The sequence below is a fragment of the Novosphingobium clariflavum genome (assembly GCF_026420865.1).
GTDB classification, from domain to species: domain Bacteria; phylum Pseudomonadota; class Alphaproteobacteria; order Sphingomonadales; family Sphingomonadaceae; genus Novosphingobium; species Novosphingobium clariflavum.
Window position 1 is genome coordinate 136835 of sequence record NZ_JAPCWC010000003.1, and the last position, 21062, is coordinate 157896.

At 64.5% G+C, this 21062-nt stretch carries 17 protein-coding genes and 1 tRNA gene; 10 read left to right on the top strand and 8 right to left on the bottom strand.

The genetic code is table 11. The annotated features are described in order from the left end of the window. Positions 1-89: 89 nt before the first annotated feature. From gatB to OKA11_RS05040, 3 genes are all read left to right on the top strand, one after another. Positions 90-1592, top strand: a complete 1503-nt coding sequence (gene gatB / locus OKA11_RS05030; protein WP_267219123.1) for an Asp-tRNA(Asn)/Glu-tRNA(Gln) amidotransferase subunit GatB — start codon at positions 90-92, stop codon at positions 1590-1592. A gap of 104 nt (positions 1593-1696) precedes the next feature. After that, on the top strand, positions 1697-2374 hold the full coding sequence (locus OKA11_RS05035) for a hypothetical protein (protein ID WP_267219124.1): 678 nt from the start codon (positions 1697-1699) through the stop codon (positions 2372-2374). After that, positions 2374-3309, top strand: coding sequence for a hypothetical protein (locus OKA11_RS05040; RefSeq protein ID WP_267219125.1), 936 nt, complete (start codon positions 2374-2376; stop codon positions 3307-3309). Before OKA11_RS05035 ends, OKA11_RS05040 begins: the two co-directional genes overlap by 1 nt. 83 nt (positions 3310-3392) lie before the next feature. Here the strand turns inward: OKA11_RS05040 and OKA11_RS05045 are convergent, their stop codons facing one another. From OKA11_RS05045 to OKA11_RS05055, 3 genes are all read right to left on the bottom strand, one after another. Next, a complete protein-coding gene (locus OKA11_RS05045; protein ID WP_267219335.1) occupies positions 3393-3692 on the bottom strand; it encodes a hypothetical protein in 300 nt (99 codons plus the stop codon). 28 nt (positions 3693-3720) lie between these two features. Beyond that, a complete protein-coding gene (locus OKA11_RS05050; RefSeq protein WP_267219126.1) occupies positions 3721-6654 on the bottom strand; it encodes a M16 family metallopeptidase in 2934 nt (977 codons plus the stop codon). A gap of 98 nt (positions 6655-6752) precedes the next feature. Next, positions 6753-7208, bottom strand: a complete 456-nt coding sequence (locus tag OKA11_RS05055; protein ID WP_267219127.1) for a nuclear transport factor 2 family protein — start codon at positions 7206-7208, stop codon at positions 6753-6755. 329 nt (positions 7209-7537) lie between these two features. On the opposite strand from OKA11_RS05055, the gene clpB reads away from it, so the two are divergent. Then, complete coding sequence (gene clpB / locus OKA11_RS05060; protein ID WP_267219128.1) at positions 7538-10117, top strand: ATP-dependent chaperone ClpB; 2580 nt, start codon at positions 7538-7540, stop codon at positions 10115-10117. A gap of 109 nt (positions 10118-10226) precedes the next feature. On the opposite strand, the gene OKA11_RS05065 is transcribed toward clpB, so the two are convergent. From OKA11_RS05065 to OKA11_RS05075, 3 genes are all read right to left on the bottom strand, one after another. Continuing rightward, positions 10227-11033 (bottom strand): hypothetical protein, encoded by an 807-nt coding sequence (locus tag OKA11_RS05065; protein ID WP_267219129.1) that lies wholly within the window; start codon positions 11031-11033, stop codon positions 10227-10229. A gap of 16 nt (positions 11034-11049) precedes the next feature. Then, positions 11050-11307, bottom strand: coding sequence for a hypothetical protein (locus OKA11_RS05070; RefSeq protein ID WP_267219130.1), 258 nt, complete (start codon positions 11305-11307; stop codon positions 11050-11052). A gap of 67 nt (positions 11308-11374) precedes the next feature. Further along, the gene (locus tag OKA11_RS05075; RefSeq protein WP_267219131.1) at positions 11375-12664 is read right to left on the bottom strand and encodes an aspartyl/asparaginyl beta-hydroxylase domain-containing protein; all 1290 of its coding nucleotides are present in this window, start codon (positions 12662-12664) and stop codon (positions 11375-11377) included. A gap of 104 nt (positions 12665-12768) precedes the next feature. Here OKA11_RS05075 and OKA11_RS05080 point away from each other — a divergent pair, with 104 nt between their 5' ends. Then, positions 12769-13818, top strand: coding sequence for a hypothetical protein (locus OKA11_RS05080; RefSeq protein WP_267219132.1), 1050 nt, complete (start codon positions 12769-12771; stop codon positions 13816-13818). Positions 13819-13927: 109 nt separating this feature from the next. On the opposite strand, the gene OKA11_RS05085 is transcribed toward OKA11_RS05080, so the two are convergent. After that, entirely contained in the window at positions 13928-16963 is a 3036-nt protein-coding gene (locus OKA11_RS05085; protein WP_267219133.1) for a TonB-dependent receptor domain-containing protein, read from the bottom strand. Positions 16964-17437: 474 nt separating this feature from the next. Between OKA11_RS05085 and OKA11_RS05090 the strand changes: the two genes are divergently transcribed. The 4 genes from OKA11_RS05090 to OKA11_RS05105 are packed head-to-tail and all read left to right on the top strand — an operon-like array spanning position 17438 to position 20021. Next, positions 17438-18223 carry an SDR family oxidoreductase gene (locus OKA11_RS05090; RefSeq protein WP_267219134.1) on the top strand — a complete coding sequence of 262 codons (786 nt, stop codon included), beginning with the start codon at positions 17438-17440 and terminating at the stop codon, positions 18221-18223. Positions 18224-18232: 9 nt separating this feature from the next. Continuing rightward, entirely contained in the window at positions 18233-18874 is a 642-nt protein-coding gene (locus OKA11_RS05095; protein WP_267219135.1) for a TetR family transcriptional regulator, read from the top strand. Next, a complete protein-coding gene (mtnP, locus tag OKA11_RS05100; protein ID WP_267219136.1) occupies positions 18864-19751 on the top strand; it encodes an S-methyl-5'-thioadenosine phosphorylase in 888 nt (295 codons plus the stop codon). The genes OKA11_RS05095 and mtnP overlap by 11 nt, the downstream gene beginning before the upstream one ends. Before the next feature lie 6 nt (positions 19752-19757). Then, a complete protein-coding gene (locus OKA11_RS05105; RefSeq protein ID WP_142634810.1) occupies positions 19758-20021 on the top strand; it encodes a hypothetical protein in 264 nt (87 codons plus the stop codon). 43 nt (positions 20022-20064) lie between these two features. On the opposite strand, the gene OKA11_RS05110 is transcribed toward OKA11_RS05105, so the two are convergent. Next, positions 20065-20140 (bottom strand) — tRNA-Ala (locus OKA11_RS05110). A gap of 397 nt (positions 20141-20537) precedes the next feature. On the opposite strand from OKA11_RS05110, the gene OKA11_RS05115 reads away from it, so the two are divergent. Then, the gene (locus OKA11_RS05115) at positions 20538-21005 is read left to right on the top strand and encodes a DapH/DapD/GlmU-related protein (protein ID WP_267219137.1); all 468 of its coding nucleotides are present in this window, start codon (positions 20538-20540) and stop codon (positions 21003-21005) included. The last annotated feature ends 57 nt before the right edge of the window (positions 21006-21062 follow it).

Genomic DNA, 21062 nt, shown 5'->3' on the forward strand with positions numbered 1-21062 from the left:
ACGGCGCGAAACGCCGGAACGGGATTTGAATGAAGGGGCGAGGCAGCAGCACCGGTTGCTGCGTCGCTCCAGAAGTGGACCGAAACACGATGACTGAATCAACCTATCGCATCCAGGGCGCCACCGGTGACTGGGAGGTCGTGATCGGCCTCGAAGTCCACGCGCAGGTCACCTCGAACTCCAAGCTGTTCTCCAGCTCGGCCACCGCGTTCGGCGCAGAGCCGAACAGCCAGGTCTCGCTGATCGACGCGGCGATGCCGGGCATGCTGCCCGTGCCCAACCGTGAATGCATCCGCCAGGCCGTGCGCACCGGCATGGCGATCGAGGCGCAGATCAACAAGTGGTCGCGCTTCGACCGCAAGAACTACTTCTACGCCGATCTTCCGCAGGGCTACCAGATCAGCCAGCTCTACCATCCGCTGGTGGGCGAGGGATCGCTGACCATCGAGGCGGACGAGAAGGCGGGCATCCCGGCCGACAAGGTGATCGGCATCGAGCGCATCCACGTCGAGCAGGACGCGGGCAAGCTGATGCACGACCAGCACCCGACGATGTCCTATGTCGACCTCAACCGCTCGGGCGTGGCGCTGATGGAAATCGTCAGCCGCCCGGACATGACCTCGCCCGCCGAGGCCGGTGCCTATGTCGCGAAGCTGCGCCAGATCCTGCGTTATGTCGGCTCGTGCGACGGCAACATGGACCAGGGCTCGATGCGCTGCGACGTCAACGTCTCGGTGAGGAAGCCCGGCGAACCGTTCGGCACCCGTACCGAGACCAAGAACGTCAACTCCGTGCGCTTCGTCATGCAGACGATCGAGCACGAGGCCAGCCGTCAGGTCGATGTGCTGGAGAGCGGCGGCAAGATTGTTCAGGAAACCCGCCTGTTCGATCCGACCACCGGCTCGACGCGCTCGATGCGCTCGAAGGAAGACGCGCACGACTATCGCTACTTCCCCGATCCCGATCTGCTGCCGCTCGAACTCGACGATGCCTTCCTCGAGGAATGCCGCGCGAGCCTGCCCGAACTGCCGGACGCCAAGCGTGCCCGTTATGTCGGCGAATTGGGCCTTTCGGCCTACAACGCCGCGGTGCTGACCGCCGATGTCGAGACGTTTGCGTGGTTCGAGGCGCTGCTGGCCGAAACCGCTTCGGCACAGGACAAGGCCCCGGCCGACGTCGCCAAGCAGGCGGCCAACTGGCTGATCTCGGAATTCTTCGGCGCGCTCAACAAGCTGGGCAAGAGCCTTGAGGATTCGCCGATCAGCCATGAGCAGGCGGCGGAACTGCTGGCGCTGGTGGGCAAAGGCACGATCTCCGGCTCGATCGCCAAGCAGGTTCTCGAAACGATGTTCGAGACCGGCGACAATGCCGGCGCGATCGTCGAGCGCGAGGGCCTCAAGCAGGAATCGGACACCGGTGCCATCGAGGCCAAGGTCGATGAGATCCTTGCCGCCAATGCCGACAAGGTCGCCCAGTACAAGGACGGCAAGGTCGCGCTGTTCGGCTTCTTTGTTGGCCAGACGATGAAGGCCATGGCCGGCAAGGGCAACCCGCAGGTGGTGAACGAGATCCTCAAGGCCAAGCTCGGCTGATCCATCCGCAAATAACCGGATATTTCATCGTTTCCGGTCTTGTGCAGGCGAGCGGACGATGATTGATTTTCTCCTGGCGCCCATCCGGGCGTCAGGGGGAAATCATGCGACACAAGACATTACTGGCGCTGGCATCGTTTGCCTGCGTCCAGTCGATACAGCCGGTCATGGCCCAGACCGTGCCCGAAGCGGCAGCCAAGCGGGTGGATCCTGCTGCGGCGCCGATCTCGACGACAACCGAACCGGTCGCGATGACCACATCGCTGAACGGATTGCCGATCCGGCATTTTTCGGAGGCCGAAGTGGCTGCGATTACGCCGCCGTCCACGCAGTTCACCGAGACGCCGCTTATCGCGGCCGACTATGACAAGTACTTCTTTTTCAACCGCGCTGGCACGAGTTTCGACGAGGCCTATGCCGACGTGGTCGAATGCGACGCTCTCAGCAGCGGCATGAGCTACTACGGCGGCGGGACGGTGAACCCGGCTGCCTTCGCGCAATATGGCGTGCTGCCGAGCGCGATCGGCGGAGCCATCGGCTCGGTCTTCGTCGATGCCGTGTTCGGATCGGCCGAGCGGCGCAAGATCCGCCGCATCAACTTGCGCAACTGCATGGGCTTCAAGGGCTATCAGCGATACGGGCTGGAGAGGGAAATGTGGCAGGACTTCAACTTCGAGGAGGGCCTCACCCGCGAGAACGCCGAGGCGCGCGCCGAGGCGCTGCTCAAGCAGGCGCGCGTGGCGTCGGGGCCGGCTCCGCAGCAGAAGGCGCTGGGGCTGTGATGTGCGCGCGCTCCATTCTCGCGGCTGCGCTTTCGCTGGCCGCGCTCGCTGCCGCATCGCCGGTGCTGGCTGACAAGGACCCCGAAATCGCGCCCTATCGTCCGCTGGAGGAGAAGAACTTCCTGTCGGGCAAGGCCACGATCGATCCTTCCAAGGGCTACTTCTACCTCCACGGCAAGGGCCCGGCTTTTGGCGTGTTCCTGCGAATTCCGGACGAGCAGGACCTTGCTGACTACCGTTTCCTTACCGAGAAGGCCTATGCCAAGGCCTTGCGCAGCTACGAGCGGGCCGTAGCGAGCTATGATAACGACGCCAAGATTGCGCGGAACGTCGGCAGGCCAGTGCCGGCGCTTCCGGTAAGGCCCGATGCCGCGACTTTCTCGATCGGCGACATCGGCTTGCGCACGAATGTCCCGGTGGGACCGTTCTCCCGGTTCAGCAAGGCCAGCGGCGAATCCAGCTTTCTCGAGGAAGTGAAGCCGGGGACCTACATCTATTACGGTCCGCTGGTTTCCGGGCCAAACGGCGCGATGGGCACTTGCTTCTGCATGGGCTCGGTGCGCTTCGAGGTGAAGGCGGGGCAGATCACCGACCTCGGCGATTTCCTGAAGGTGGCGCCCGACTGGGCATCGCAGGCACTCTCCGACCTCGATCCCAAGGCGCGTGAGCAGCTTTCAGGGCCGCAGACACCGCACTTCGGGCTTCCCGCAAGCCTCGCGTCTTATCCTTCGGTTCAGGCGAAGTTCCATGCCAGCGGCAAGCTGAACAATTTCGTCGGCGCCATGGTCTCGCGGATGCCGCCGGTGCCGGGTGTGCTGGCCTATGATCGTGACGTCGCCATCGACGTGGCGACCGGCGAGCGCGTGGTTCTGGGCTTTGCCCGGCCCGCCGGTCTGGCTTCTGCTGCAATACCGTCAGCAGCGGCCCAGCCCTGAGCGAACCTTTACGCAGACACGAAAAAGGCCCGGGAGCGACGATCCGCTCTCGGGCCTTTCCTGTTTGCTCGCGCCGAGCCTGCTCAGCCGATCTTGGTACCTTCAAGCTTCATCGTGCCGAAGAAGCCGGCCTTGATCGTGCCGGTCAGGTCCGTGCCTTCGACGCTGGCCTTGCAGTCGAGGTCGATCGGCATCGGTGAGGTCATCTTCATCTTCCAGCTCAGCTGGTTGCCGCTGATCCTGCCGTCGCGCAGCTCCATCGTGCCGAGATCACCGGTGATCTGGCCGGTGAAGGTGTCACCCTCAGGGACGATGGTGAGCGTGCCCTTCTGGTGGCCCATCGGCGTCTTGGTCGAGCATTGGTAGGTTCCGCCGAGCGACATCATGTTCTCCTGTTCGTTGCCGGGCAGCTCATTCCGATTCGTCGCCCGTTGCCGCCGGTGCCTGCTGGATTTCGATCGGCAGGCCAAGTCCCTTGAGCTGGGGTTCCACGATCTTGCGGTCGCCCACCACCACGAAGACCAGCCCCTTGGGGCGCAGGTACTGGCTGGCGGCGGTCGCTACCGCCGGTTCGCCGATGCCGCGATACTTGGCAGCAAGCGAGACGTAGTAGTCCTCCGGACGGCCGAGGCGGTCGTTCTGGCGGATCGCGCCAGCCATCTGTGCGTTGGTCTCGAACAGGTTGGGAAGCTGGCGGATGGCGCCGTCGGTCACGCGCTGGAATTCCTCGGCGGTGATGGCGCTGGTGGTCGGATAGGCGCCCATGTCGGCGATGATCGCCTTGATCGCGGCGCCGGTCTTGTCGGACTGGACCGGGGCCGAGAGGGTAAAGGCGCTGGGGCCGACCGACTGGCTGACGCGGCTGTAGACGCCGTAGGACCAGCCCTTTTCCTCGCGCAGGTCCTTGTTGAGGCGCGAGAGGAAGCCGCCGCCCAGCACTTCGTTGGCGAGTTGCAGCGCTTCGGTGTCGGGCGTGCGACCGGTCAGCGGCAGCACCCGGCCGGCAACGATCACCGATTGCGGCGAATGCGGCCGGTCGATCAGCACGATACGCGGCTGGCCGGGCGCGACCGGGGCGGTGACCGGCTTGACCGGCGCCGGGGTGGCCGGTGCCTGCCAGGTGCCGAAAGCACGCTCGAGCAGCGGCTTCAGCTCGTCCATGGTGACGTCGCCCACCACGGTGATGCGGGCGAGGTCGGGGCGCAGCCACTTGTCGTGTGCGGCCTTGAGCGCGGCGGGGGTCAGCGCGGCCAGGCTGGCGGTCTGACCCAGGCCGTCGCTCGGCTGGGCGTAGGGGTGGCTGCCGTAGAGCGCGCTGCCGAGCGCGCGCCGCGCGAGCCCGGCGGGCGTGGACTGGGCCTGGGCCAGCGCGGCTTCGGCCTGTACTTTCACCCGCTCCACTTCGGCGGGGGCAAAGGCAGGGTGGCGCACGACATCGGCGAGCAGGTCAACCGAGGGGCTGAGATTGGCGGTCAGCGCGGACAGCGTCGCACTGGAGGTGTCAAGCGATCCGTCGATGGAAATGCTGGCGCCCAGCCGTTCCTGCGCCTCGGCGATCTGGGTCGCATCGAGGTGCTCGGTGCCCTGGTCGAGCATCGAGAGCATGAGCCCTTGCGTGCCCGGCGTGTCGAGCGCGTCGGCGGCGTAACCGGCGTCGAAGTCGACGGTCAGCACCAGCTTGGGCACGGCGGTGCGGCGGGCGAGTATGACGGGAATGCCGTTGGACAAGGTTGCGCGCTCGATCGCGGGGAAGGCCAGCGCGCCGACCGGGGCGACCTGAGGAGCGGAGATCTTCGGTGCCGGCGGCAGGGCAGGGGCGGGTTGCTTCGCATCGGGCTTGGGCGCCGGGGTCTTGTCCTCGTCGCCCCAGCCGCCGAGCTTGGCGCCGTCCATCGTGCGTTCGCCCGGCACGATGTCGAGCGCATAGACGGGACGCGAAAGCCACTTGTTCATCGCTGCCTTGATCTGGGCAGGCGTGAGGACGGCCATCGCCGCAAGGTCACGCTTGTACTTGGCGGGATCGTTGGAATAGGCCTGACCTTCCGCCAGCGTGGCGCCCTTGCCGTCGAAGCTGCCGACGCGTTCGAGGCCGCCGATCTCCTCGGACAGCGTGCTCATGACCGAGCGGCGCACTTCGTCCTCGGTCGGTCCGTCGCGCAGGAAGTCGGCCAGCACCTTGTCGAAGGCGGCATTGGCGCGGGCGCGGTCGACGCCGGGCTTCACCTGCATCGCCATGCCGAGGAAGCTCATGTCCTCCTCGACTTGCGCGGAAGCGGAAACGCCCACGGCAAGCTGCTGGCCGCGCACCAGTTCGTTGTCGAGGCGCGAGCTGGCGAGGCCGCCGAGGATGTCCATGCCGACTTCGAGGGCCGGGGCATCGGCATCGTTGAGGCCGGGGCCGGTCCAGTTGCGGGTGAGGTAGGTGAGCGGAACCTGATCGGCGATCTCGCGGTAGAGCGGGGCGGGCAGGGTGACCGGCCCTGCGGTAACCGGCGCGACGTCAGGGCCGCGCGGGATCTGGCCGAACCACTTTTCGACCAGCGGCCTGGCGGTTGCCGCGTCAATGTCGCCGGTCAGCACGAGCACGGCGTTGTTGGGGCCGTAATGGTCGGTGAACCAGGCGCGCACATCGGTGAGGCTGGCGGCATCGAGGTCGGCCATCGAACCGATGGTGGTGTGGCGATAGGGGTGGCCGACCGGCAGCAGGCCGTCGTTCAGCGCGTACTGGAACAGGCCGTAGGGCTGGTTGTCGCCCTGGCGCTTCTCGTTCTGGACAACGCCCCGCTGCTTGTCGAGCTTGTCCTGGGTGACGGCGGGCAGCAGGTGGCCCATGCGGTCGCTCTCGAGGAACATCGCCAGCGGCAGGGCGCCGGTGGGCACGGTTTCGACGTAGTTCGTGCGATCGTAGGAGGTCGATCCGTTGCTCGAGGTGGAGCCGGCGGCGTCTAGCGGCACATCGAAGTCGGGCACGTTGGCGGAGCCGCCGAAGAACAGGTGTTCGTAGAGGTGGGCAAAGCCGGTCTTGCCGCGGGGTTCGTTCTTGGAGCCGACGTGGAAGTAGAGCGTGACGCCGACGATCGGCGCCTTGCGGTCGGTGTGGACGATCGTGGTGAGGCCGTTGGCCAGCACGAACTTCTCATAAGGGATGTCCACCCTGGAGACGAGGGCGGCCGGGGAGGCCGCCGCCTTAGCCATCGCGCCGTCGGCGGCGGACACGACATCGCGTGCTGCCGCGCGGGTATCCGTGGCGGTCGCGGGCGGGCTGGATGCATTCGTGGTCGCGCAGGCGGAGACAAGAAGGGCGGTGGCGAGCGCAGTGGCGCTGGAACGATAGGCAAGTCGCATGACTCAAGGTCTATCACGTTGATCGCGGCAGACCAGAGTTTCAATCGCTTGGCAGGCAACGGCGCTCGACCGGCGTCGTCGCCTTGCGCAAAATCGGATCAGCCGCGGCGGAAGATCTGCCCGGAATCGAAGCGGGTGATGCGCCATTCGCCGTCGGTATCGCGGCGGCACTCCATCTTGACGTCGGCCACCGCCAGCGGATCGCAGTACGTGTCGAACGGTCCCTCGCCAACGGCGGCGAAGAACACCAGCAGGTAGCCGACCCTGGCATTGTCCGCATCGTCGAACGAGACTCGCAGCGAGGTGATGATGTGGCGCATCGTCATCAGTCCGGCGCCGGCGCGCAGGGCTTCGGCACGGCCCTGGTAGAAGGCTTCGACCGCCTTCAGTCCTTCGCGCCATTCGCCGCCGACATTGTAGGCGACGTCTTCGGCCAGGACGTCCGCCTGCCGCATTTCAAGGCCGTTGTGGATGTCGAGTTCGTCGCCCCATTCATAGACGACCTGCTTGATCGCCAGCACGTCCGCAGCCTGTTGGAGGGTGAATTTCGCCACTGTCGCTGCCTCTTCCGGTTGGTCTGGTTGTGGGCGCAGAGGCTATGCAAGGGTTGCTCCCGCGCCAAGCCTTCCTTGCAGGAGCGGCGCGTTCAACGCCCCGGCGACGCGGCGGTGTTCGACCGGGTGCGAACGCCTGCGGTCGATTGCCACTGGCAATCGCGCAGGGCGCTCCCATCTATGGGCCGGCCCGGGGCGATTCGATCGAGGCAATTGTGCGAAATCAATGCGAAACCCGGGGTTTCCCGACATTCTGAAAATCTTCAGAGAGGCACTTGTGTTGCATATATGCAACACTATATAATCGAGGTCAGGAGGCATTCACGACCATGAATCTCGAAAAGTTTACCGACCGGGCCAAGGGGTTCCTTCAGGCGGCGCAGACCGTTGCGATCCGCATGAACCATCAGCGCATCGGCCCCGATCACATCCTCAAGGCCCTGCTGGAAGCCGGCGAGGGCATGGCCTCGGGCCTGATCCAGCGTGCGGGTGGCAATGCCGCGTTCGCGCAGCAGGAAGTCGACAAGGCGCTGGCCAAGGTTCCGGCGGTGTCCGGCAGCGGTGCGCAAAGCACGCCTGGGCTGGACAACGACGCCGTGCGCGTGCTGGATCAGGCCGAGCAACTGGCCGCCAAGTCGGGCGACAGCTTTGTCACCGTGGAGCGCATGCTGCTGGCGCTCGCGCTCGCCACCACGACCTCGGCCGGGCAGGCGCTCAAGGCTGCCAATCTCACCCCGCAGGCGCTGGAAGCTGCGATCACCGATCTGCGCGGCGGCCGCACGGCGGACAGTGCCGGCGCGGAAAACGCCTATGACGCGATGAAGAAGTACGCGCGCGATCTCACGCAGGCGGCGCGCGACGGCAAGCTCGATCCGGTCATCGGCCGTGACGAGGAGATCCGCCGCACCGTGCAGATCCTTGCCCGTCGCACCAAGAACAACCCCGTCCTCATCGGCGATCCGGGCGTCGGCAAGACCGCCATCGCCGAGGGCCTTGCCTTGCGCATCGCCAATGGTGACGTGCCCGACAGCCTCAAGGGCCGCAGCCTGATGGCGCTCGACATGGGCGCGCTGATCGCGGGCGCCAAGTATCGCGGCGAGTTCGAGGAACGCCTGAAGGCAGTGCTCGACGAAGTGAAGGGTGCGGAAGGGCAGATCATCCTGTTCATCGACGAGATGCACACGCTGATCGGCGCGGGCGCCTCCGAAGGCTCGATGGATGCGGGCAACCTGCTGAAGCCCGCGCTTGCGCGCGGCGAACTGCACTGCATCGGCGCCACCACGCTCGACGAGTACCAGAAGTACGTCGAGAAGGACGCCGCGCTCCAGCGCCGTTTCCAGCCGGTCTTCGTGGGTGAACCGACGGTCGAGGACACCATCTCGATCCTGCGCGGGCTCAAGGAGAAGTACGAGCTGCACCACGGCGTGCGGATCACCGACGGTGCCATCGTGGCGGCGGCGACGCTCTCCAACCGCTACATCACCAACCGCTTCCTGCCCGACAAGGCGATCGACCTCATGGACGAGGCCGCCAGCCGCATCCGCATGGAAGTGGAAAGCAAGCCCGAGGAGATCGAGAAACTCGACCGCCGCATCATCCAGCTCAAGATCGAGGAAATGGCGCTCGGCAAGGAGACCGACGAGGCATCGAAGGATCGGCTCGCCACCCTGCGCGAGGAACTGGCGAATCTCGAACAGCAGTCGAGCGAACTGACCACCCGCTGGCAGAACGAGCGCGACAAGATCGCCGCCGAGGGCAAGCTCAAGGAGCAGCTCGAGGCTGCGCGCGTCGAACTGGAGCAGGCGCAGCGTTCGGGCGATCTCGCCAGGGCGGGCGAGCTGTCCTACGGCACGATCCCTGCGCTTGAAAAGCAGCTGGCGGAGGCGCAGGCCCAGGCTGGCAACGCCCTCCTGCGCGAGGAAGTGACCGAGGACGACATCGCCGGCGTCGTCAGCCGCTGGACCGGCGTGCCGGTGGACAAGATGCTCGAGGGCGAGCGCGAGAAGCTTCTCAAGATGGAGGAAGTGATCGGCGCGCGCGTGATCGGCCAGAAGGATGCGGTCTCGGCGGTGTCCAAGGCGGTGCGGCGTGCCCGTGCGGGGCTGCAGGACCCGAAGAGACCGCTCGGCTCGTTCCTGTTCCTCGGCCCGACGGGTGTCGGCAAGACCGAACTGACCAAGGCGCTGGCCGGCTTCCTGTTCGACGACGACAGTGCGATGGTCCGCATCGACATGTCGGAGTTCATGGAGAAGCACGCGGTGTCCCGCCTTATCGGTGCGCCTCCGGGCTATGTCGGTTACGACGAGGGCGGCGTGCTGACCGAAGCCGTGCGGCGCCGGCCCTATCAGGTCGTGCTGTTCGACGAAGTCGAGAAGGCGCATCCCGACGTGTTCAACGTGTTGCTGCAAGTGCTCGACGATGGCCGTCTGACCGACGGGCAGGGCAGGCTGGTGGACTTCACCAATACCTTGATCATCCTGACCAGCAACCTCGGCAGCCAGTACCTTGCCGGGCTGGACGAGGGGCAGGACGTGGAGACGGTCGAGCCGCAGGTGATGGAAGTGGTGCGCGGGCATTTCCGGCCCGAGTTCCTCAACCGTCTCGACGAGATCGTGCTGTTCCACCGGCTGGGCCAGGAGCACATGGGCCCGATCGTCGACATCCAGGTGGCGCGGGTGCAGAAGCTGCTCAAGGACCGCAAGATCGTGCTCGACCTCACCGATGCGGCCAAGCGCTGGCTGGGCCGAGTTGGTTACGATCCGGTCTACGGCGCGCGTCCGCTGAAGCGGGCGGTACAGCGCTACTTGCAGGACCCGTTGGCCGAGAAGCTGTTGGCTGGTGAAGTGCCGGATGGTGCGCGCGTCCATATCGACGATGGCGACGGGGCGCTGGCGATCAGCGTCGACTGATCGATCGGCAAGAATAGCCAAGAAACGAGCAGGCCGGGGCCGGGCGCATCAGCGTCCGGCCCCGTTTCGTTAGGCTTGTTTCGTTCCGTTTGTCTCTGTGTTCAGGCGATCAGTTTACGCGGTGTGCCTTCATGGCGCGGATCGTCTCGAAGCGTGCCCAGTAGGAGCCGAGCGCGGCTTTCTCGAGTTCGATCGTCTGGCCGGAAGCGGGCATGCGCGCGGTGCCGAGGGGATCGTTGGTCTGCCATTCGGCGCCATCGGAAAGACGGAACCAGATCTTGCCGTTGGCGATCTGCTTGACCGCTACCAGCGTGCTCTGGATCTTGTTGACCTGTTCGCCCGCGGCTTCCTCTTCATTTCCGCCGAACAGCCCGATGCGGGGAAGCGAAAACCCGAAGAGCGAGCGACGGATTTCCTTCACGCCTTCATTGTCGATGACGCGCAGCTTTCCGGAATCGACGGACTGGGCAAACACCGCGCTTTCGCGGTCGAAACAGGCGAGCCGCTCGGCGTCCGACGTGATCGACCTGCAGGTCTGCAGCCTCTGAAGATCGGGCGGCGCGGCCGTGGGAGCATCCTTTGCAACTCCCGCCTCCGGGAGCAGGAGGCCCAAGCACAGGGCTCCGAGCGAAAGAACGGACAAAAGGCTGTTGCCCCCGATGCGCATGACCTGGTGTGCTCCCTGTATCGTTGAGACTGGCGATGTGCCTACAGCAGGGCGCTGTATTTGCAAAACCGCGGTTGGGGAATCCTGGCGCTTGCCGCCTTGTGGGCGTTGCGGTGAGGGGGGCGGACGGGACCGGTAGGGACTTTGAAATTCAAGGAAAAAGGCCCGCCGCATGAAGCGGTGGGCCTTTTGCTTCCGGTCGTCCTGACCTTGGATCCAGGCGTTTTCCGGGTCATCAGGTGATTCCACCTGATGCGAAAACGCCTTAGCCGTTCGGATTCATCCCGGCGCGGTTGCGGGTGATCAGATCGTCCGCGTCCTGGCTCTGCTGTTCGCGGATGGCACGCCATTCCGCGTTGGTCTTGCAGATGCGCTTCTTGACCACGAGCGAGCCGGTTTCCGTCAGTTGCTTGCAGCGGACGGTGTTGGGCGCATTGCGGTCGGGCTTGGGCGGATTGTCCGCCAGTGCCGGCATGGCCACTGCAGCGAGGCCGGTCAACAGAATGGCTTTGAGTACTTTCATGAAACAACTCCTTGGAGATCAAGAGACCGTTCGAGGCTTCTGCCAATCGGGGTGCTGTCTTCCCGAATCAGATCGCGGGCAGCGCCTGTCTGTCGGACCTTGTCTTGCTGTCATCAGCCGTGGCGTAAAATTGCTGTAATAACATCTGCTCCGCAAGGGACAAATGCGGATTCCAGACATCAAATATCAAAACGACCCGCAAATGATCGCTGTCGTTCCAGGCTTCGTGTTCTATCGTGTCGTCGAAGGCGAAGGCTGCGCCTTCGCGCCAGCTCCGGGTCTCTCCGCCGACCCGGAAACCGCAGCCGGGCGGAACGATCAAGGGCAGGTGGATGATGGCGCGGCTGTTGGTCACCCCGGTATGGGGCGGGATCCGGCTGCCGGGTTTCAGAAGCGAGAAAAACGCCGAGGGCGTGCGACCGGGAATGTCCGGGCGCGGGATCGCTTCCAGTGCGGCGGCTGTCTGCGGGCAGGCATCGCATACCGCGTCGTTGCGCTTGCCGTATTCCCAGAGGAACACCGCGCCCCAGTCGAGCGACTGGTCGAGCGCGGTCCATTTGTTCTGCGGGGTTCCAGCCTCCTGCTGCACGTAAGGGCGCACATCCTTGCCGCTCCTGGCCATCAGCGCCAGGAATTCGCTGCGGATGGCCTCGGTTTTTGCCTCCAGGTCGCTCATCCAGGGAAAGTGCTTGCGGTCGAAGAACTCGTCGGCCGGCAGGAACGGATAGTGCAGTCCCGAGCAGTGGTTCTGGAACAAGGTGCGGCGGTTGAATTCGCGGTCGAGGCATGCCTGGAAACGGCGGCGGGTCGTTTCGTCGGCTCCGGCCAGCTGGTCGGCCAGACTCGCTTCGACATAGGCGGCGAAATCGGCCTTGTGCGCCTGGAGGAAGCGCTTCCCCTGTTCGAGCATTTCGGCGAGGCCGGGCGGAATATCGGCAAGCCCCGCGGTGAGCGCGAGCACCTTGCCCCAGGTGTCGGCCGCATCCTGCCGTTCGTCCAGCCTTTGCTGCAACTGGCCCATGCGAATCTGCGCCATGAGGTTGCGCTGGTCGATGGCGATCGCCTGGCGCAGCGCCGCGCGTTCGCCTTCGTTATCGTCCCGTCCGCGCTCGGCCGAGGCGAGGTTCATCCACAGCGCGGCTTCGCCGGGATCGCTCTGCGCGGCGCCAAGGAAGTGCTCGCGGGCTGCGGCAAAGTCCTTGCCGTCGAGCGCGATCAGGCCGAGCAGGTTGAGCGCCTGGGGCATGCCGGGTTGATGTTGCAGCGCTTCTTGCAGCTTGCTGCGGGCTTCTTGCACCTGCCCGGTCTGGCGTGCCTGCACGGCTTGTTGAAACAGGCGTGTGACGATCGTGTTCATGTAAGTCCCCCCGCCCCGTCAGGGGCTGATGACTCGATCGCTAGCACAAGTTTCCGCGCGGGCAACGGGCAGAATCGGAGCGCTCTTGTAAGGCGGGAAGACGCGTGCGAAGGCTGATCGGGATGACCGATACCCAGTTGCAGATCCGCGATGTCGTGAAGGATGCCGAATGGTTGGCGCACCGCTACGATCCAGGACACGACGCCTTTCATTTTCACAGGCTGCCGCGCGCGGGCCACGGCCAGATTCCGTTCCTGACCGATGAACATCTGGGCGATCAGGGGCGTCTGGTGCTGCGCCGTGCCGACGTCATGGCCCATGCACCGGCAGCCGCGCCGCTCCATTTCGTGTTCCATTCGGCCTATTGTTGCTCGACCTTGCTGGCTGCGGCTTTCGATAGCCCTGGGCTGTCGATCGGCCTCAAGGAACCGACGCTGCTCAACGATATTGTCGGCTGGCGCCATCGCGGTGCCAAGGGGCCGGATGTCGCGCGTGTCCTGGATCACAGCCTGCACATGCTGGCACGCCCGTTCGGCCCCGCAGAAGCGGTTGTCGTCAAGCCGTCCAACGTGGTCAATGCGCTGATCCCGGGGATCCTGGCGCTACGACCCCAGGCGCGCGCCTTGCTGCTTCACGCGCCGCTGGAGACCTATCTGGCCTCGATCGCGCGCAAGGGCATGTGGGGGCGCCTGTGGGTGCGCGACCTGTTCCAGAAGCTAGAGCTTGAAGGCATGCTGGCGCCACTCGGCCTGGCGCGCGAGCAGTACCTCGGGTTGACCGATATTCAGGTGGCGGCGGTGGGATGGCTGGCGCAGCAACGCCAGTTCGAAGCACTGACCGCGCAATACGGCGACCGGGTGGCGACGCTGGACAGTGAAGTCCTGGTGGCCCGGCCGATCGATGCGCTTGTCGCGCTGGCCGGTCTGTTCTCGGTGCCGATGTCGCGCGAGACGATCTCGGAGATTGTCGGCGGCCCGATCTTCACGCGCGATGCCAAGAACGGTACGTCCTTCGAGGCGGGGCAGCGGGAACGGCAGGCGAAGGAAGGGCTGCGGGTACACGGCGAGGAAATCGAGAAGGTCGCCCATTGGGCTTCCGTGCTTGCCGCGAATGCCGGTGTGCCGATGACCCTGTCGCGGCCGCTTCTGGCCTAGGTAGTGTGCGCCCGCCCGCCCGCCTCCGGGAGCGCGCGGTGCCACGACGTGGGGACAAAAAAAGGGCCGGTGTTTCCACCGGCCCTTTCCTTTTGGCTTAGCGCGCAGATCAGAAGTTGAACTTCAGAGCCGCGGCGTAACGACGACCCAGGGTGTCGTAGGTCGACGGGTAGACGTTGCCGCTGTTGTAGGCGGTGGCGCCGATCGTCGAACCGACAACCTTGGGCTTGGTGTCGAGCAGGTTCTGCACCGTCAGCGTCAGCGTCAGGTTTTCGTTCAGGTGAACACGGCCCGACAGGTCGAAGTAGCTCTTGGCCGGAATCTTGCGGTATTCCGGATTGACCATGCAGCCACCGGCGTCGGCGCCTTCCGGATCGGGGCAAGGCTGCGCGGCGGCAGCCAGGCCATCGTTCGCGGCATTGGCAGCGGCCAGATCGTCGGCATAGGCTGCCGGTTCATAGGTGACCTTGTCGATGTAGCGCCACAGGAGCGACACGTCGAAGTCCTTGAACGACAGCGTGGTACGTTCGGAGAACTGCCATTCGGGCTGAATGGAAGTGCAGTTGACCGAGTAGTAGCCAACGCAGTCACGGTTGATCGAGGAAGGCGAAGCCTTGAACTTCGAGCTGCCGGTCCAGTTGCCGTTCAGAGCGAGCGAGAGCTGGGCGAAGCCGAGGTCACGACCGTAGTTGACCGTGAAGTCGATGCCGTCGGTCTTGAGCGTACCCTGGTTGGTGAGACCCAGGAACAGGCCCGGCGTGGTCGCAGCTTCACCGAACAGGTTACCCGACGAGGGGTCGCGCTGGATGATGGTGCAGGCGGCGCTGGTGGCGCTGGCTGCGGTCAGGTTGTCGAAGCAGGCGCTGATCGCGTCGCCCGGGGTGGGCTGGGTGATCGCGTCGGTGACCTTGATGTTGTAGTAGTCAACCGTTGCCGAGAAGCCGGGCAGGAAGTCCGGCTGGAACACGGCGCCGAGCTTCCAGCTGTTCGACTTTTCGGGCTTCAGCGCAAGGTTGCCGCCCGAAGTGTAGTTCACCTGGCCGGCCGGATCGTTCTCGATCAGGCCGAGGTAGGCGCCGCCGCCCTGTGCGGTGCAGACTGCGGCCAGGTTGGCGTTGGTCAGCGGAGCGCTGCCGGCGCAAGGATCGACGGCAAGGTTGGTCAGGCCGGTGTTGTTCGGCGCGAACAGTTCCGCGATGTTGGGCGCGCGCACGGCGTGCGCATAGTTACCACGGATCTTGAAGGCGCGGACAGGTGCCCAGGTGCCACCAACGTTCCAGGTCCAGGTCTTGTAACCCGGCTTGCTTGGGGCATCGACGGTGTAGCTGGAGTAACGAGCGCCGCCCTGAGCCGTCAGCTCTTCGAAGAAGGGCTTGTCCTGGACGATCGGCACGACGAGTTCGCCGTACGCTTCGTAGACGTCGTAGCCGCCCGAGATGTTCGGCGACGCGCCGCCGGAGCCGCCAAGGTCACCCGACTGCGACAGGAGATCGGATTCCTGCGAAGCGGTGTACTTGCGGTATTCGGCACCGATAGCGAAAGCGACGCTGTCGGTGGCCCAGGGAACGTTCCAGCCGATGTCACCGTTGATCAGGCCGCGGACCTGCGCGAGCGAGGTCTTGGTGACGACCTGGCTGTTGGCGGTGAGGTACTGGTTCATCGCGTCGGTGATCGAACCGTCGGGGCCGAACACGTTGAGCGGGACGCAGTCATCCGAACCGTCGAGGCAGGTGTCGGTGTTGGTGGCGAGCAGCGCGTTGCGGACGCGGCTGTTCAGCCAGTAGCCCTTCTGGGTCTGGATGTTTTCGGATTCGCCGTAGGCGCCCGAAACGTCCCAGTTGATCGAGTCGGTGATGCCGCCGCGAGCACCGGCCTTGTAGTCGAAGAAGGTGGTGGTGAATTCCGAGACGCGCGGACCGAATTCGGTGGCACGACGGTAGAGACCGGTCGTCACCGTGCGGTAGTTCGGATCGTTCGGGTCGGTCGCAAGAGCAGCGGCGTCGCATTGCGCCTGGGTGTAGAGCGGGGTGTAGACACCGGCAGCCGAGTTCATGTCGCGGGCGCAGAAGGCATTGCGCTGCGCAGCGGTCATGTACGGGTTGCTGAGCGGGATCACGACCGAGAGGCCGCTGAACGAGCCCGAGGGCGCGATGATGGTCTTGACGGTGTTCTTCGAGAAGATGCCGCGCGTGTAGACTTCGACCGCGTCGCTCACTTCGTACTTGGCCTGGCCGAACATGTTGAAACGTTCGAACGGCGTCTGGAAGATGTTGTACGGGTTGAAGTTGAACGCGTCGAAGGCGCTGGTGGTGCGGAAGCCGGTGCCGTCAGCGGTGATCTGGCGGGTGCCGTTGCCGTTGTCGATGCCCAGGGCGTTGACGTTGCTGAAGCGCGACGGGCTCGTGGTGCCCGAGCCGCTGATGTTGCCCGAGTACGAGTCGATGCTCGAAGCGGCGAAGCTGCGGTCACCCTGGTAGACCGGGTCCGACTGCTGGTAGCCGACTGCGAAGACCACGTTGCCCTTGCCGTCGTCGAAGTCCGCACCCATGGTCAGGTCGGCGCGTACGTAGGCACCGTCACCGCGTTCGGTGATCTGGTTCGAGACGTTGGCTTCCAGGCCCGTGAAGTCGGACTTGACGACGAAGTTGACGACACCCGAGATGGCGTCCGCACCGTAGGTGGTGGACGCGCCGCCGGTCAGAACGTCAACGCGTTCCACCAGGGCGACGGGGATGTTGTTAAGGTCGAAACGGCCGTTCAGTTCTGCCGGGACCAGACGGTCGCCGTTGAGCAGGACGAGGTTGCGGTTGGAACCCAGGCCGCGCAGGTTGACGAACGATGCGCCGCCGTTGCCGTTGTTGACGGCCGAGCCGACGCTGGGAACGATGCCGGGGATTTCACGCAGAATGTCTTCTGCAGTGTTGCTCTGCTTCAGTTCGATCTGGTCTGCCGTGGTGGTCAGAACGGGGTTCGACTGGAGGTTCGGGTTACGGATCAGCGAACCCGTAACGACGATTTCCTGTGCGGGGTTGGCGGTGGCTGCGTCGGCCTCGGCGTCCTGCGCGTAGGCGCCGGTCGTGCCGATGGCGAACGCAGCGACGCAGGTCGCGCTGCGAAGAGCAGCCTTTTTCAGATTGGTGTTCACGTTGGTGTGTCCCTTGTTGCTTTCGTCCGCCCACCAATGAAGCGTGACCAATCTCTGGTGGGCGACCCGGATGCAGGCAGCCTGACGCCGGAAAGCGTATTACTGCCATGAAGGTTTTGTTGCGCCGGGAGGGGTATGTTTCAATGCAATTTGCCGCGTGGCGCAATTTGGCTGCAATGTTGTGCTATTCCTGCAACACGGGGTGATGCCAAAACAAACAGTCAGTCGGGAATCGTGCCTGTTTCTGCGGCATAGCACTGGTAACACAGCTGTTGTCGGGCTGTCGTGAACTGCAATAAAATTGCAGCAACGGGTGTCTCGGGGAAATCCTGTATCGCGGTCGCGGCGTTCGCAGCTTGCGCATTGACCGTGCCTTCGGCTGCTTTTAACCGGGTGCTTAAATTTAGGGCACGCTGAAAAAGCGGGCGGTGAAAAACGACGCTTCATCGCCGGGGCAGGAAAAGGAAAAAGGCAATGATTCTGGACAGCAGCATGGCCGCGGTAGTGACCGGCGGGGCATCGGGACTGGGGGCTGCCACCGCCCGGGCGCTGGCCGACAGGGGCGTGAAGGTCGCTATCTTCGACCTGAACGAAGCTGCCGGCGAGGCGATTGCCGCCGAGATCGGCGGGGTTTTCTGCGCTGTCGACGTCACCAGCGATGCCAGCGTCGAGGCCGGCTTTGCCAAGGCCAGGGCGGCCCACGGCCAGGAGCGTGTGCTCGTCAATTGTGCCGGCATTGCGCCGGCTGCCAAGACCGTGGGCAAGAACCGCGAAACCGGGGAGCCGCGCGCCCACGACATGGCGGTGTTCGAGAAGGTCATCGCGATCAATCTCGTCGGCACTTTCCGCTGCATCAGCAAGTCGGCCGCAGGCATGGTCAGCCTTGATCCGGTGGATGCGTTCGGTGCGCGCGGGGCGATCGTCAACACCGCTTCGGTGGCGGCGCAGGACGGCCAGATCGGGCAGGCGGCCTATGGTGCCTCGAAGGGCGGCGTACTGGCGATGACCCTGCCGGTGGCGCGCGATCTCATGAGCGAGGGCATTCGCGTCAACACCATCCTGCCGGGCATCTTCGAGACGCCGATGATGGCGGCGATGCCACAACAGGTGCAGGATGCGCTGGCGGCGATGGTGCCGTTCCCCAAGCGTCTCGGCAAGGCGGAGGAATACGCGAAGCTGGCGCTGTTCATGCTAGAACACGACTATCTCAATGGCGAGAGCGTCCGTCTCGACGGCGCGATCCGCATGGGGCCGAAGTAAGCGACCGAGATGGCGCAGGGTAGCGGCAATCATGAGGAGGGTACGCCTCCGCCGGGCGCGCGGGCGCAGCTTCTCGATACGGCGAGTGCGATCATGCGCGAGGGCGATGTGGTCGACATATCGCTGTCCGAACTGTCGCTGCGTTCCGGGCTCAATTCGGCGCTGGTGAAGTACTACTTCGGCAACAAGGCCGGACTGCTCAAGGCGCTGCTCGATCGCGACTGGCAGTCCATCGTCACCAGTGTCGATGCGCTGCTGGCGAAGGACGGCTGGTCGCCCGAGGCCAAGCTCCGGCGGCACTTGTGGAAGGTTGTCGATACCTTCTACGAGGTGCCCTACCTCAACCGCCTGACCATGCGCATGGTGCGCGAGAGCGACGATGCCGAGGCGCGCCGGATCGCCGATTGCTATCTTTCGCCGATTTACCGGGCTTACGAGGAGCTTATCGGAAACGGCGTCGACGCGGGGGTGTTTCGCGAGATCGACCCGCAGTTGTTCTATTTCACGGTGACGGGGGCAGTGGACCGGTTCTTCTCGGCGCGGCTGGTTCTCAAGCACTGTTTCGGTCAGGACACGTTGACCGAGGAACTGCGCGACCGCTATCGCGAGCATACCATCGACATCATCATGGCAGGTATTCTTGCGCGCTGAAAAAGGCAGCTTCTGGCACATCGGGGTCATTGGCGGATCGGGGCTGACGGCCGGAATCGAACTGGAAGAGGCGCAGGAGATCGCGGTCTCCTCGCCCTTCGGAGAGCCGTCGGGGCCGGTGGTGACCGGGCGCCTGGAGGGCATCCGCTTCACTTTCATTGCCCGGCACGGAGCGGGGCACAGGATCCCGCCTTCCGCGGTCAACTACCGCGCCAACATCGACGTGCTGGCGCGCTGCGGGGTCACCGACGTGCTGGCGCTGTCGGCCATCGGTTCGCTGCGCGAGGAGATGGCGCCGGGGCACATGGTCATGGTCGACCAGTTCATCGACCGCACCCATGGCCGCAACGGCAGCTTTTTCGGCACCGGCATGGTGGCGCATGTCTCGCTGGCCGATCCGGTCTGCCCGCGCCTGTCCCGCCTGGCGGGCGAGGCAGCGAGGCTGGCCGGGGCCGCGGTCCATCCGGCCGGCTGTTATCTGGCCATGGAAGGCCCGCAGTTCTCCACGCGGGCGGAAAGCCGGATGTACCGGGCCTGGGGGGCGGACGTGATCGGCATGACTGGCATGCCCGAAGCGCGCCTCGCGCGCGAGGCTGAGCTGCCTTACGCGATGCTCGGCATGGTCACCGACTATGATGCCTGGCGCGAGGACGAGGCGGGCGTCGAGGTGAGCCATGTCCTCGAAGTGATGCACGCCAATGCCCGGATCGCGCGCCAGACGCTGCGCCTGCTGGCGGCCACGCTGCCGGCGGAGCGAACCCATAGCCCGATCGACCATGCGCTGGACCATGCCCTGATCACCGCGGCCGATGCTCGTGATGGCGGTCTGGTGGCAAGGCTCGATGCTGTGGCGGGCAGGGTGCTGGATCGCGGCTGAGCGGCCATGGCAAGGCGAAAGAAGCGCTATCTGACGGCCACGATGCCCGATGGTTATGTGAAGACCATCGGGCCCACGTCCGATTCGTTCACCCATTACTGGCGCATCGTCGCCGAGCTGGAAAACGGCAAGACCGAGGTGTTCTGGGGTCACGAGCGCTCGCTGGCCGAAGCGAAGCGCAAGCGTGCCGCAAGCGAAGATGCCAAGCGCATGCGCGGTTGGAAAAGCTACCAGTTCGAGATCGTGGAACTGGTTGAAGTTCCTGTCTGAACTGATTGATATTTTTAGGAAATCCGCGTTGGCGGCAAGGAAATGGTGGAGCCTAGCGGGATCGAACCGCTGACCTCCTGCATGCCATGCAGGCGCTCTCCCAGCTGAGCTAAGGCCCCAATCATTTCAGCAGATCGACCCTGGGTGGCTCGACCGCGTCCCCTGCTTGCGCTGGGGAGGACGGCCCTTTGGCGGGAGTTCGGCTCGCTGGCAAGCGGAAAATTGAGTTATCAACAGTCAAATCCTGCCCGGCGACCTGCGAGAGCCCTTTTCATGGCGTTCGGTCGAGTGGTTGCGCTGGGCAGGCCGGGGCCTATCGACGTCCAGGCGTTGACTGGCGGATACTCCTGCCCGATCCGGCGATCCATCTGCATCCAGGCAGGGGGATATGCCCAGGCCCTGATGTTGTGCTGCAGTCTTTCCCGAACAGGCAATCTTGTTGCCAGCTTTTTCGCTATGGCAACATTGGCATTAAAAGGTTGAAATATGTCATGCGGCTCAGTTACGGTTTAGATCATGATCAAGCGCGCTCTGACACGTATCGCATGGTATAGCCGCCGTTTCCGACTGATGGTGGGGGGCAGTCGCATCGGGGCACGAACTTATGTGGGCTCGGGCGTCAATTTTACGGATTGCCGAGTCGACATCGGTTGTGATGTATTTGCGAATAAGAACCTTCTTGTTGAAGGGAGTGGGGCCGTATCTATCGGTAACAACGTTCGCATCGGCCCTGGCGTTTCCATCATCACATCTTCGCATCATCTGACCGAAGATTCTTCACGGCGTGCCAGCCATGAGCTTTTCACCAAGCCGGTGACAATTGCCGAGGGCGTTTGGATTGGCGCATCGGTCACCATTTTGCCGGGTGTCAAGGTTGGCCAGGGGAGCGTTGTCGCCGCTGGGGCGCTCGTTTCCAAGGATATTCCCCCGAACGTTCTTGTTGCGGGGGTTCCTGCGCGGGTGATCCGCGCCTTCGCGCAGTAGGTCCGTACCAGCGCTCCAGACAGGCGTGGGAGCAGGGCAATGCCACAAAAGAAATCC